This window comes from Sphingomonas sp. dw_22 (genome assembly GCF_018449795.1).
Classification (GTDB): domain Bacteria; phylum Pseudomonadota; class Alphaproteobacteria; order Sphingomonadales; family Sphingomonadaceae; genus Sphingomonas.
Genome location: NZ_JAAVVE010000042.1, coordinates 1 through 13,786, shown reverse-complemented (window position 1 = coordinate 13,786; position 13,786 = coordinate 1). Strand labels below are relative to the sequence as shown.

The following is a 13,786-nucleotide window of genomic DNA, read 5'->3' as shown; positions in this document are numbered from 1 at the left end:
GGCTGGCCCGGGCAACGATCCGGGCTTGAGAGGGGCCTTGGACATGAAGCGTTTCCTTGCCGCGCTGGTGTTGCTCGCCGCGCCCGCCGCTGCGCAGACGATCGGCGATTTCCAGAATCATGGCGATATCGGCGTGACCTCGACCGCGGGGAGCGCGACGTTCGACGGAGGCAGCTATCGCATCGCCGCGAGCGGGGCGAACATCTGGGGGACGGCGGACGCCTTCCATTATGCCTGGACTCGGGCGTCGGGCGATCTCCACATCGCCGCCGACATCGCCTGGGAGGGGAAGGGCACCGATCCGCACCGCAAGGCGGGGCTGATGATCCGCCAGCACATCACGCCCGGATCGCCCTATGCCGATGTGATGGTGCATGGCGACGGGATGGTCTCGCTGCAATATCGCGAGGTGCAGGACGGGCCGACCTTCCAGATCGTCTCCGCGACTTGGCACCCCAGGCGCGTGCGGCTGGAGCGCGAAGGGGATTACGTGTGGTTCTCGGTCGCGGGCGAGGACGGGGTGCTGCGGCATGCCGGGGGTAATTACCGGATCGCCTTCCAGGCGCCCTATTTCGTCGGGCTGGCGGTCTCCGCGCACAATGACGCGGTGACCGAGACGGCGCGCTTCTCGAATGTTGAACTGACGGTGCCGAGCCTCGCCTACGTGCCGGACACCGGATATCCGGCGAAGGTCGAGAGCAGCCTGGAGGTGATGGACGTGGGCGGCATCCGGAGCCGTCGGATCGTGCGGACCTTCGACAGCAGGATCGAGGCGCCGAACTGGACCCGCGACGGCAAGGCGCTGGTCTATAATGCGGGCGGGCGGATCTGGCGGATTCCCGTCGAGGGCGGCGAGCCGGTGGCGATCGATACGGGGCCGAACGTCAAGAACAACAACGACCATGGGCTTTCGCCGGACGGCAGGCAGCTCGTGATCTCGGACCAGAGCGAGCCGGACGGCCTCTCGCGCATCTTCGTGCTGCCGCTGGCGGGATCGGCGCGGCCGCGCGAACTGGTGAGCAATCCGCAGGCGCGCTCCTATTGGCATGCCTGGACGCCGGACGGGAAGACGATCGCCTATGCTCATGTCGGGGCGAGCGACGGCAGCTACGATATCTGGTCGCGGGCGCTGGCGGGCGGGCCGGAAGTGCCTTTGGTCATCGGGCCAGGCGTGGACGACGGCCCCGAATATTCGCCCGACGGCAAGTGGCTCTATTTCAACTCGACCCGATCGGGCGCGATGCAGATCTGGCGGGTGCGGGCCGACGGTTCGAACCCGGAGCAGGTGACGACGGACCCCAATTTCCGCGACTGGTTCCCCCATTTCTCGCCCGACGGGAAATGGATAGCGTTCATCTCGTTCGGGCTCGACGTGGCGCTGGGGGATCATCCGCCCAATCGCGACGTGATGCTGCGGATCATGCCGGCGGATGGCAGCGCGCCGCCCCGGGTGCTGACGCGGCTGTTCGGCGGGCAGGGGACGATCAACGTGCCGAGCTGGTCGCCGGATTCGAAATCGGTTGCGTTCGTGAGCTACCGGCTGGTGCGGTAAGGCGCGACGGCAATCCCAAGCGTCACCCCGGCCGCAGTGCCGGGGTGACGGCGTGGAGGCATCATATAAAGATATCTTTATATTGAGATTGCGTCCGCCGGCCTAAACCGCTAGGGCGCGCCGCATGGCGGCTGGGCGGATTCCCGGCCCCGCAGCTTTGCTCAAATGGAGACCCGCTCGTGGCTACCGTGCTCGACAAGAAGGACTATGTGATCGCCGATATCGGCCTGGCCGATTTCGGGCGCAAGGAAATGAACATCGCCGAGACGGAGATGCCCGGCCTGATGGCGCTCCGCAGCGAGTTCGGCCCGACGCAGCCGCTGAAGGGCGCGCGCATCACCGGCTCGCTCCACATGACGATCCAGACCGCGGTGCTGATCGAGACGCTGACCGCGCTGGGCGCCGACGTCCGCTGGGCGACCTGCAACATCTTCTCGACCCAGGACCATGCCGCCGCCGCCATTGCCGCGTCGGGTGTGCCGGTGTTCGCGATCAAGGGCGAGAGCCTGGCCGAATATTGGGACTATGTTGGCTCGATCTTCGACTGGAGCACCGACGAGAACCCCGACCAGACCTGCAACATGATCCTCGACGACGGCGGCGACGCGACGATGTTCGCGCTGTGGGGCGCCAAGCTCGAGGCCGGCCAGACGATGCCCGAGCCGGAGAATGAGGAAGAGGTCGAGATGCAGCGCGCGCTCAAGGCGTTCATCGCCAAGAAGCCGGGCTATCTGACCGCCACCGTCAAGGCGATCAAGGGCGTCTCGGAAGAGACCACCACCGGCGTGCATCGTCTCTATTCGATCGCCAAGAAGGGCGAGCTGCCGTTCCCGGCGATCAACGTCAACGACAGCGTCACCAAGTCGAAGTTCGACAATCTCTATGGCTGCAAGGAATCGCTGGTCGACGCGATCCGCCGCGGCACCGACGTGATGCTGGCGGGCAAGGTCGCCGCGGTCGCCGGCTTCGGCGATGTCGGCAAGGGCAGCGCCCAGTCGCTCCGCAACGGCGGCGCGCGCGTGCTCGTGACCGAGATCGACCCGATCTGCGCGCTGCAGGCGGCGATGGAGGGCTTCGAGGTCGTGACGATGGAAGAGGCGGTGACCCGCGCCGACATCTTCGTGACAGCGACCGGCAATGCCGACGTCATCACCGCCGAGCACATGAAGGGCATGAAGAACATGGCCATCGTGTGCAACATCGGCCATTTCGACAGCGAGATTCAGATCGCCGCCCTGTCGAACTACAAGTGGACCGAGGTTAAGCCGCAGGTCGACCTGGTCGAGTTCCCGGACGGCAAGCAGATCATCGTGCTGTCGAAGGGCCGCTTGGTGAACCTGGGCAACGCGACCGGCCACCCGTCGTTCGTGATGTCCTCGTCCTTCACCAACCAGGTGCTGGCGCAGATCGAGCTTTGGACCAAGGGCGAGACCTATGGCAACGAAGTGTTCGTCCTGCCGAAGCACCTCGATGAGAAGGTCGCCGAGCTGCACCTCGAGAAGCTGGGCGTGAAGCTGACCAAGCTCACCAAGAAGCAGGCCGACTATATCGGCGTGCCGGTGGAAGGCCCGTTCAAGCCGGATCATTATCGCTACTGATCGCGCCAATCTGTATAACGAAAGGGCCGCGCTTTCCCAGGAGGGGGCGCGGCCCTTTTTATGGAAGGTGCGGATATTCGCGATGACGTGGACGGGCCGGCACCGGCAGCCGTTCAGCGATAGCCGAGCATTTCGCGAAGGCCGGGTGCGGCATAGTTTACGAGCTTCTTCTGTATTTCCGGAAGCTCGTCGGGAAACTTGATGGTAAGCCCGCTCAGATTCTCGCGCGCGGTGCCGCTCTGTTTGCGATCGGAACCGATGCGCACCCGCTCGCGCCAGTTGTCCCGCATGTCGATCCCGCAGGCGTCGAAGAGATTCGCGAAGAAATATTCAGCGCCGCGGCCGTCGAGATCCTTGAGCTGGGCGACCAGTTCTTCGTAGCGCACGAGATAGGCGCCGGTGCCGAGCCAGGCGACGGCATTATGGGTATAGATGTCCACCATCGGCGGGGCCTTCTGGTATATTCCGAAGATCATCAGATTGAGCAGTTCCTCGACCGAGAGGTCGCCCTGCTTCAGCCGATCGACGTTGCCGCTGAACTCATCCGAGAGGAAAAAGCGCGCACGTGCCAGCACCCAGGAATAGGGGTCGCGCACCAGCAGGATCTTGCGGGTGCCGGCCAGCTCCATCGCGGAATCGTCGGCGAAGAACAGATGCCCCCAGCTTAGTTGCGGCCGTCTGGGATCCAGCGCCGCGAGGTGCTGCCCGAGATTGGCCCATTGGATGAACTGGACGTGATATTGCTGCTCCACCGGCACGAACATGCGAACGATGTTGCGCAGCAGGTGGCTGCCGCTTTTAGGCACGCTGTTGAGGAAGACTCCCTGGCGTAGCGGGATCTGCTCAAAGCGGAGATTCTCTTCGTTGAGCGTATCGGGCTTCATCCGGACGATCGGCATTCGGCATTTCCTAGATAAAAACAAACCGGCGGCACGGGGCGCCGCCGGTTTGCCGTTTGACGCTTGCAACCGCAAGGCCAGGGCCCTTTGCGAGGGCCCTGGACCGGGCGATTAGAAGTGCGACTTGATGCTGAGGAATCCGCGCCGCCCCAGCAGATCATATTGTGACGAGAACACGCTCTGACCAACGGTCGTGATCTCGCTATTGTTGTACACCGAGACCCGCGGCGGCTTGGTGTTGAACAAGTTGGTTACGCCCAGCGTGATCTGCACGTGCGGTAGTTCCTTGGTGAGGGAGACGCTGTGGTAGAAGACCGGCTTCGCCCGCAGCTTATCGCAGAAGCCGTTCGGATAGATCGCGCTGGTCAGGCAGGTGTCACCATAATCGGCGATATAGTCGCTCACATCCGACGTGCCGCCGACAACGTTCAAGCCATAATAGGCCGAGAAGCTATCCTTCTCCCACGAGACGTTGAACGCACCCGTCCAGATCGGTTCGCCATCCTCGCCGTTGAAGGATTCCCGGGTGGTCGAATACAGGGCGATATAATCGACCGTCTGCCACGTCATTTCGGCGGTGGCTGACAGCTTGCCCCAGCTCCCGAGATCCTGCGCGATGTTTGCAGTGACATCGATGCCTTCGTTCTTCTGCTCGTTGATGTTGATGTACTGGTCTCGCACCTGCGTGATCGCAAGCGTGGTAGGATCGCGGTCGAACTGGGCGCAGAGCGGATCGTTCGGGAAGAAGTTCGAGTTGTAGCAGCGGCCGACGATCGTGGACGCGCCGAGCTTGCTGATCTCGCCCTTCACTTCGATGTTGAAGTAATCCACCGCGAGGTTGATCCGCGTTCTTGGCAGGAAGCCGAACTTCGGCATGAGGATCACGCTGGCCGTCTTCGCGGTCGAGGTTTCGGCCTTGACCACGCCAAGACCGCCGCCCGACAGCACTTCGACGTTGCTCGCCGAGCCGCCGGTGAAGTTGAGATCGGTGATGCCGGCGGCCGCGCAGTTCGCCACGAGTATATTCGACGCCGAACCGTTGTCGATCTTGGTTCCGAGACCGATGCACGGATCGATCGTCCGCCGCGTTCCGAAGCTCGATTGGTTGGCCAGGAACTGCTCGAACAGCGCCGGGGCGCGATAGCTGGTGCCCCACGATCCGCGGAAGCGCAGGAAGTCGTTCACCTGCCAGTTGGCACCGACCTTGTAGGTCCAGTTGTTCTTGTCGGACGCGGTCGCGCCGTCCTCGTCGCGGGTGGCCTTGAACTGCGTGTAGCGGCCCGAACCGGAGAGGGTGAACGACTGGACGAACGGCGTGTTGTGGATCAGCGGAAGATCGACTTCGGCGAACGCTTCCTCGGTGATGTTGTGGCCCGCGGTCACGCCCGACGAAGTGACGCCCCAGGCATTGTTCACGCAGCCATAGGGATCGTCTGCGACGGGACCGCAAACAATGTCGCCCGGATGGTCGAGGATCGTATCCCGCCGCCACGCGACGCCGGCCGCCACCGCAAGGTCGCCGGCCGGCAGCGTGACGATCGGACCGGTCACGCTGAATTCCGCGTTGAGCTGCTTGTAGCTGGTGCGGCCGGTGTCGACGCCGAACAGATAGGCGCGTTCCGCCGCGTTCGGATTGCCGGCTAGGAACTCCGGATCGGTCCAGCGCACGTCGACGCAGGGCGCGCCGCGGACGGCCGTGACTTCACCGGGCTGGCACGCGAAGGTGAAGAAGTCAGGCGAGGTGACGGCATCGTCGTAGATCTGGTCCTGCGTATAGGTGCCGGCCGACTTGCTGTACTGGACGAAGCCGTCCCAGGTCCAACCTTTCAGAAGCGACCCGAAGTCGCCGCGCAGACCGCCGACCGCACGCCAGTAATCGACGCGCTGACTCGAATCGAAGTGATCGGTGACAGGCGTGGGGCTGATGAAGCCCTCGCCGGTGAAGCCGGTGGCAGGGCCGCCCCAGTCCTCGGTATAGATATAATTCCAGAATTGGCGCGAAGCGTTCTGGTGCGTTTCGCGGCGATTCCACAGGCCTTCGGCATAAGCCTCGATATGCTCGCTGATATGGATCGACCCCTCGCCGTAGAAGGTCAGGCGCTTGGTCTCGGGGATCACCGAGTCTTGCTGATAGAAGGGATGGTCGAGATGGTCGATCGCCGCCGAGGCCGGATCATAACCCATCTGATAGAAATTGCTCGGCACGCCCAGGCCGATAGTCGGCCTCAGATTGGGGACGTAGTTGCCGAGATTCTCGCCGGGATAGGAATAGCCGCCGCGGCCCGTGCGGAGCGCTCCAGAGCTATAGTCGTACAGATAGACCTGTCCCCAGCTCAACTGGGCGCAGCGCGGCTTGCCGGTGCGCGGATCGGTGATGTCGATACGCTTGTTGCTGCTGTCGAAGACATAGTCCTGCGGACAGGTGAGGTAGCTGCGGTCGCCCGCGGCGAGTTCCTTCTGGCGATAATAGTCGGCCGCGAACATCACATGGCCGCCCAGCGAGCCGCCCCATTCAGTGCCCCAGGCGCCGCTGACACGGTACTGCTCACCGCCTTCTTCCTGCGGAACCGAGCCGAACGCGGTCAGCTCGAGGCCTTTGGTCTTGGTCTTGGTAATCAGGTTGACCACGCCGGCGACGGCGTCGGAGCCATAGACCGACGATGCGCCGTCCTTCTCGATCTGGACCTGCTGGATGATCGACTGCGGCAGCACGTTGAGGTCGAAGGCCGAAACCGCGCCGCGCGTGCCTGCCGGGCCAGCGCGGCGGCCGTTGAGCAGAACCAGCGTGCGATTCGCGCCGAGGCCGCGCAGCGAGATGGTCGAAGCGCCCGGGCCACCATCGGTGACGAAGTTCGATGAGATCGCGCTGGTCACCTGTGAGGAGCCCGAGGCGATCGGGCTCGACATCAGCATCTCGGCGGTATCGATAACGCCACGCTTCTCGGCGATCTCCGGATCGATCACCGCGATGGGCGAGGGGCTGTTGAAGGTCGAGCGCCGGATGCGCGAACCCGTGACGACGATGGCGCCATCGTCTGCGGGCTGATCGTTTGCGGTGGTATCCGGCACGGTCGCGTCGACCGGGGTGGCCTGTGCCGTGTCGGTAGCCGGAGTTTCCTGGGCCCAGGCGGGCGTAGCGATCAGCGCGAGGCCGGCAAACGCCGCCGAACGCAAAGCGGTGCCGTTGAGAAGAGATAACTGAACCATTGATGTACCCCCTTTTCGATGATCGAAATCTGACGCAGTTTTTAGTTGCGCTCAAGGCACGTCTGACCCGAAAATGTCGTATTGCAGCAACACTGTCTCTATTTTTTCCGACATGGAAACATATTGGAAATACAGCGGAAGGAGGACTGAAATCCGGAAGCTGTGGGGGTAGGTGTTCCGCAATGACCTTCCCGTATCGCACACCTTTTCGTAATGGGGTGCGCATGACCGGTCATCGCAGCCGCGCGAGTGCGGCTTGATCCATATCACCCAATCGGCAGCGGCGCTGGCGGGCGCGGTTCTTTTGCTGCTGTTGATCGCCGGCGTCTGGGCGCTCTATGCCGGGCTGCGCGCGCGGGCGGCGGCGCGGGAGATCCTTGAGGAGAATGCGCGGCTGGCGGTGCTCGGCGGCACTTCCCCGGCGCAGGCGATGCTGGTGCGCGGCGACGGGCGGATCGAGCTGTCGCGGCGGCTGAGCGACTGGCTGGGGCTCGACGTGATGCCGCGCGAGCTGGTCGAGCTTTCCGGCACGGATGCTGGACTGGCGACCGAGGATTTCGTCGCGCTCGCGGACCAGGTGACGGCGGCCCAAAAGGCCGGGCGCGCCTTCAGCATGTCGATCCGTCCGCGCGGATCGGAGCGCGCGCTGCTGGTGATGGGCGAGCGCGCCGCAGATGGCATCGACGTGCCGGGCGGCGTGGTGCTGTGGTTCCTCGACGCGACCGAGAGCCAGGACGAGATCGACCGGCTCCAGCGCGAGGCCTCGCAATTGCGGGCGGCGTTCGACGCGCTCACCGCGCTGATCGAGGCTGCGCCGATGCCGATGTGGTATCGCGGACCCGATCTCAGGCTGCTGATGGTCAATTCCGCCTATGTGACGGCCGTGGAAGGCAGGGATGCCGAGGATGCGGTGATGCGCGGGCTCGAGCTGGTCGATGGCGCCGGGCTGGGCGGGCCGCTCGCCAATGCGGCGATCGCGCGCGACACGCAGCAGCCGCAGACCGCGGCGATGCCGGCGACGATCGGCGGCGCGCGACGCATGCTGCGGCTGCACGACGTGCCGCTTTCGACCAGCGGGGTGGCGGGCTTCGCCATCGATATCGAGGATCTGGAACAGGCGCGTGGTGGGCTGAAGCGCTTCCGCGAGGCGCAGCGCGCGATGCTCGACCGGATGTCGGCAGGCGTGGCGCAGTTCGCGTCGGATCGCAGCCTGGTATTCTGCAACCAGCCCTTCCGCCGCATGTTCGCGATGCGCAACGAATGGCTGGCCGATCGGCCCGAGTTCGACCGCGTGCTGGAGCGGATGCGCGAGGCGCGCAAGCTGCCCGACGTGCGCGATTTCCCGGCGTGGAAGGCCGAGCATCGCGAATGGTTCCTGGCCGCGGAGGCGGTGGAGGAGACGTGGAGCGTCGCCGGTACGCATCTGCGCGTCGTGGCGCAGCCGCTGCCCGAGGGCGGGCTGCTGCTGCTGTTCGAGGACCGGACCCAGCAGTTCGAGCTGCAGCGCGAGCATGGCGAGATGCAGCAAGTGCGCACCGCGACGCTGGACAGCCTGGCCGAGGCGGTGGGCGTGTTCGGCAAGGGGCGGCTGCAATTGTGGAACCGCAAGTTCCGCCAGGTCTGGGGCTTCGAGGATTCGTTCCTCGACGGGCATCCCCAGATCGCCAATCTGGTGAAGGCGGCGGGGCCGAAACTCACCAATCCGGCGCGCGCCGAAGTGCTGGGCGACCTGATCCGCCTGGCGGCGAAGGACCGGCAGCAGCGCGGATCGAGCATCGTCTTCGCCGACGGGCGGCATTTCGACGTGGCGGCGGTGCCGCTGCCCGACGGCAATGCGATGGTGACGATGCTCGACACCAGCGACCGCGAGCGGATCGAGCGCGCGCTGCGCGACCGCAACGAGGCGCTGGAGGCGGCGGACCGGGTGCGGACCGCCTTCGTCGCCAATATGAGCTATGAGCTGCGGACGCCGCTCACCTCGATCAAGGGCTTTGCCGAGATGCTGCACGGCGGCTTTGCCGGCAGGCTGAGCACGGACGGGCTCGAATATGCCGAGGCGATCCTGTTCTCGGTCGATCGGCTGGGGGCGCTGATCGACGATGTCCTCGACCTGACCCAGAGCGAAGGGGCGCCGCTGGAGAAGGGGCCGGTCGATATCGAGCTGACAGCGAACAATGCCGCCGAAGTGATCGCGCCGCTGGCCAAGGCCAAGTCGATCGACCTGGTGGTGGAGGATCTCGGCACTGCGGGAATCGTGAACGGCGATGCGCGGCGATTGCGGCAGGTGGTGGAGCATCTGCTGCGCCATGCGGTGGCGGGCACGCCGGAGGGCGGGCGCGTGCTGCTGCATCTGGACGGAAACGCCAAGGTGGCGCGGGTGATCGTGTCCGACGACGGGCCGGGGATGAGCCGCGAGATGGTGGCGGGGGCGTTCGACCGGTTCGCGCAGCCCGGCATCTCGCGTAGCGGTGAGCGGGCACTGGGGCTGGGGCTGCCGCTGGCGAAGCAGTTCGTCGAGGCGCATGGCGGGCGGATCGAGATGATCTCGGAGCGCGGCGAGGGAACGCTGGTGACCGTGGAATTGCCGCGGGGATGAGGGAGGTTCTCCCAATTCCTCCCCGGAACGGGGAGGGGGACCATGCGAAGCATGGTGGAGGGGGCCCGCTTTCCTCCAACGATATCGCTTGTGGAGAGCTGGGCCCCTCCACCATTCGCTGCGCGAACGGTCCCCCTCTCCGTTCCGGGGAGGAATTTGATGCGGCTTGATTCTCTTGAGGATTCGCATGCGCTTGGTGCGCGGCTGGCGGAGGTTGTCCGGCCGGGCGATGTCATTGCGCTTTCGGGTCCGCTTGGTGCGGGGAAGACCAGCATCGCGCGGGGGCTGCTGGAGGCGCTCGGGCTGGAGGGCGAGGCGCCGAGCCCGAGCTTCGCGATCGTCCAGCCTTATGACTCGCCGGAAGTGCGGATTCCGGTGCTGCACGTCGATCTCTATCGCATCGAAGACCCGGACGAGGCCGAGGAACTGGGGCTCGACGACGCCCGCGCCGATTCGCTGCTGATCGTCGAATGGCCCGAGCGATTGGGGGCGGATGCGTGGCGCGACGCGCTGTGGCTCAGCCTGGAAGTTGCGCCGGACGGCGCGCGCTTCTTGACAGCCCGGGCCTCGGCGGCATGGAGGGACCGATGGCCCCAAATACTCCAATAGCCGATATGAATCCGCCCGCCGCCGCGCCCCCCTTTCTGGACGCCGCCGGATGGGGAGACGCTCATATCCTGCCGCTCGCCGGCGATGCCTCGTTTCGCCGCTATTTCCGGGTGGTGGACCATGATCGCAGCGCGGTGCTGATGGATGCGCCGCCGCCGCATGAGGATCCGCGGCCGTTCATCGCGGTGGCGCGCTGGCTGAACGAGCGCGGCTTCGCGGCGCCGGCGATCCTGCATGAGGATCTGAAGGAGGGGCTGGTGCTGCTCCAGGACTTCGGCGATGCGCGGCTGCGCGAGACCGTCGATGCGGCGCCGGAGAGCGAGCTGCGCTTCTATGAGGAGGCGGTTGACCTGCTGGTGCGGCTGCACGGGCATGAAGCGGGCGTGGCGCGGGCCTATACCTTGGCCGAATATCAGCGCGAGGCGGCGTTGCTGCCCGAATGGTATTGCCCCGCCGTGGGGATCGAGCCGGACATGGCGGGCTATGTCGTCGCCTGGGACAAGGTGCTGGCGCCGGTGCTGAACGGTCACACGCCCGTCACGGTGCTGCGCGACTACCATGCCGAGAACATCATGCTGATCGAAGGCAGCGAGAGCTTGGGACTGCTGGATTTCCAGGACGCGCTGGCCGGGCATCCGGCATATGACCTCGTCTCGCTGCTGCAGGATGCGCGGCGCGACGTGGATGCGGGCCTCGAGACCGCGATGCTCGATCGCTATAAGCGGATCACCGGCGCGGGCGACGATTTCGACGTCGCCTATCACGTGCTCGGCGCGCAGCGGAACGCCAAGATCATCGGTATCTTCACCCGACTTTGGAAACGCGACGGCAAGCCGCGCTATCCGGGGCTGTGCCCGCGCGTGTGGCGCTATATCGAGCGCGACTTGAAGCATCCGGCGCTGAAGCCGGTCGCCGACTGGTTCGATGCGAACATTCCCGCCGATCTGCGTGGAGACCCGATGACGATCGCCGCCCGATGACCACCGCGACCTATTCGCTGCGTCCGCAGCCGGCGGGCGTGGTTCCCGAAACCGCGATGGTGATGGCGGCGGGGCTGGGCAAGCGGATGCGTCCGCTCACCGCGACGCGGCCCAAGCCGCTGGTGGACGTCGGCGGCAAGCCGCTGATCGACCATGTCTTCGATCGGCTGCGCTCGGCCGGGATCAAGCGGGCGGTGGTCAATGTCCATTATCTGGCGGATCAGCTGGAGGCGCATCTGCGCGCGCGGGTGAAGGATATCGAGCTGGTCATCTCCGACGAGCGCAAGCAGTTGATGGAGACGGGCGGCGGCTTGGTGCAGGCGCAGGAGCTGATCGGCGACAAGCCGTTCGTCTGCGTAAACAGCGACAATCTGTGGGTGGATGGTCCGTCCGACGCGATCCGACAATTGGCGGCGCAGTGGGACGACGATCGGATGGATGCGCTGCTGCTGCTGGTGCCGCTGGCGCGCGCCAACTGCCATGCCGGGCAGGGCGATTTCCACCTCGACCCGTTCGGGCGGATCGTGGGACGGAGGAAGCCGGGGCGGCTGGCTCCGTTCGTCTATACCGGCGTGCAGATTCTCTCGCCGCGCCTGATCCGCGACTGGCCGGAGGGTCCGTTCTCGACCAATCTTTTCTGGAGCCGCGCGCTGGAGGCGGGGAGGCTCTGGGGGCTGGTGCACCAGGGGCTGTGGTTCGATATCGGATCGCCCCAGGCGATCGGCGCGGCGGAGGCGGAACTGGCGCAGATGTGACATCTTCTCCCTCTCCCCATCGGGGAGAGGGCTGGGGAGAGGGGAGAGTGCGGTGCCCTATCGATAGGGCACCCTCCCCGACCCTCTCCCCGGAGGGGAGAGGGAGTTAGGCGAAAGGCGAGGAAGCACGGACCCGATCATGCCCCAACGCCTCCACCTCTACACCATCCCGCCGCATCGCGCCTTTGCCGATGCGCTGGCGATCGGGCTGATCCGGCGCTTCGGCAATGATCCGATGCGGCTGGCGCGGGGGACCGTGCTGCTGCCCAACAACCGCGCCAAGCGGGTGATCCAGGATGCGTTCGTTCGCGCGAGCGAAGGAGGGTTGCTGCTGCCGCGGCTGGTGGCGGTGGGGGATCCCGAGCTGGACGAAGCGGTGTTCGATGCCGTCGATGACGTGGAGCCGGTGCCGCCTGCGGTGGAGCCGCTGCAACGGCGGATGATCCTGGCGCGGCTGATCCTGGCGCGGCTGATCCAGGCGGGCGAATCGCCGGTGGATGCTGCCGAGGCGATACGGCTCGCAGGCGAGCTGGCGGCGACGCTCGACCAGTTGCTGATCGAGGAAGTGCATCCGCGGCGGCTGCGCGAGCTGGAACTGGGGCCGGAGCTTTCGGCGCATTGGGAACGGTCGCTCGCCTTGTTCGAGACGGTGCTGACGCGCTGGCCCGAGGAACTGGCGAAGCTGGAACGGATCGACCTGGCCGAGCGGCGGCGTCTGCTGCTCGACAAGGTGGCGAAGCGCTGGCGGGAGGCGCCGCCCCAGGGTTTCGTATGCGCGGCGGGCATCACGGCCTCGGCACCGGCCTTTGCGCGGTTGCTGCGGGTGGTGGCAGGGATGCCGCTGGGGATGGTGGTGCTGCCGGGGCTGGCGACGGGGATCAGCGATGCCGAGTGGGATTCGCTCGGGCCGCATCCCGCCGATCCCGTGAGCGGACGTCGGCGGCGGAGCATCGAGACGCATCCGCAATATCACCTGAAGCTGCTGCTCGAGCGGATGGGCGTGCATTGCAGCGAGTTCGATCCGTGGCGCGCGGCGAGCGAGTTCGATGCGCCGCCGGCGCGGAGCAAGGCGATCGCCTCCGCCATGCAGCCGCCCGAGCTTACCCATGGCTGGACCGACCTGCCCCGCGCCGAACGGCGGCTGGAGGGCGTGCGGGCGCTGGAGGTGGCGACGCCGGCCGAGGAGGCGCAGGCGATCGCGCTGGCGCTGCGCGAGGCGCTGGAGACGCCCGGACGCACCGCTGCGCTGGTGACGCCCGATCGCGCGCTGGCGCGGCGGGTGGCGGCGCATTGCGCGCGCTGGGGGCTGGCGATCGACGATTCGGCGGGGCAGCCGCTCTCGGTGCTGCCGCCGGGGACGTTGCTGCTGGCGCTGGCCGATGCGGCGAGCCAGGGCTTCGCGCCGATGGCATTGCTGACGCTGCTCAAGCATCCGCTGGTGATGCCGGAGATTCGGCTGGAATGGCTGGAGGGCGTGCGGTCGCTCGATCGGGCGCTGAGGGGACCGCGTCCGGCGCCGGGGCTGGTGGGGATCGACCGGCATCTGGCCGAGCAGGACGGGCGCGACGGGCATGTGCGGCGGGAGGCGCA

8 protein-coding genes and 1 pseudogene are annotated in these 13,786 nt (G+C 66.1%); 7 read left to right on the top strand and 2 right to left on the bottom strand.

The window, feature by feature from the left end:
• The first annotated feature begins 43 nt into the window (after positions 1-43).
• Both HB724_RS16140 and ahcY read left to right on the top strand, forming a co-directional pair.
• Positions 44-1,552 (top strand): PD40 domain-containing protein, encoded by a 1,509-nt coding sequence (locus tag HB724_RS16140; RefSeq protein ID WP_213981973.1) that lies wholly within the window; start codon positions 44-46, stop codon positions 1,550-1,552.
• Positions 1,553-1,731: 179 nt separating this feature from the next.
• Entirely contained in the window at positions 1,732-3,150 is a 1,419-nt protein-coding gene (ahcY, locus tag HB724_RS16135; RefSeq protein WP_213981972.1) for an adenosylhomocysteinase, read from the top strand.
• 113 nt (positions 3,151-3,263) lie between these two features.
• Here ahcY and HB724_RS16130 read toward each other — a convergent pair whose 3' ends face one another.
• Both HB724_RS16130 and HB724_RS16125 read right to left on the bottom strand, forming a co-directional pair.
• Complete coding sequence (locus HB724_RS16130) at positions 3,264-4,049, bottom strand: hypothetical protein (protein ID WP_213981971.1); 786 nt, start codon at positions 4,047-4,049, stop codon at positions 3,264-3,266.
• Positions 4,050-4,160: 111 nt separating this feature from the next.
• Positions 4,161-7,256, bottom strand: coding sequence for a TonB-dependent receptor (locus HB724_RS16125; RefSeq protein ID WP_213981970.1), 3,096 nt, complete (start codon positions 7,254-7,256; stop codon positions 4,161-4,163).
• Positions 7,257-7,512: 256 nt separating this feature from the next.
• On the opposite strand from HB724_RS16125, the gene HB724_RS16120 reads away from it, so the two are divergent.
• The 5 genes and pseudogenes from HB724_RS16120 to HB724_RS16100 form a co-directional block, all read left to right on the top strand.
• A complete protein-coding gene (locus tag HB724_RS16120; protein ID WP_213981969.1) occupies positions 7,513-9,852 on the top strand; it encodes a PAS domain-containing sensor histidine kinase in 2,340 nt (779 codons plus the stop codon).
• A 159-nt stretch (positions 9,853-10,011) separates the two neighbouring features.
• Positions 10,012-10,461 carry a tRNA (adenosine(37)-N6)-threonylcarbamoyltransferase complex ATPase subunit type 1 TsaE gene (gene tsaE, locus HB724_RS16115; RefSeq protein WP_213981968.1) on the top strand — a complete coding sequence of 150 codons (450 nt, stop codon included), beginning with the start codon at positions 10,012-10,014 and terminating at the stop codon, positions 10,459-10,461.
• Between the two features lie 5 nt (positions 10,462-10,466).
• A complete protein-coding gene (locus HB724_RS16110; protein WP_213981967.1) occupies positions 10,467-11,441 on the top strand; it encodes a phosphotransferase in 975 nt (324 codons plus the stop codon).
• Positions 11,438-12,196 (top strand): nucleotidyltransferase family protein, encoded by a 759-nt coding sequence (locus HB724_RS16105; protein ID WP_213981966.1) that lies wholly within the window; start codon positions 11,438-11,440, stop codon positions 12,194-12,196. The genes HB724_RS16110 and HB724_RS16105 overlap by 4 nt, the downstream gene beginning before the upstream one ends.
• A 139-nt stretch (positions 12,197-12,335) precedes the next feature.
• Positions 12,336-13,786, top strand: a pseudogene (locus tag HB724_RS16100) (double-strand break repair protein AddB); the annotation flags it as partial.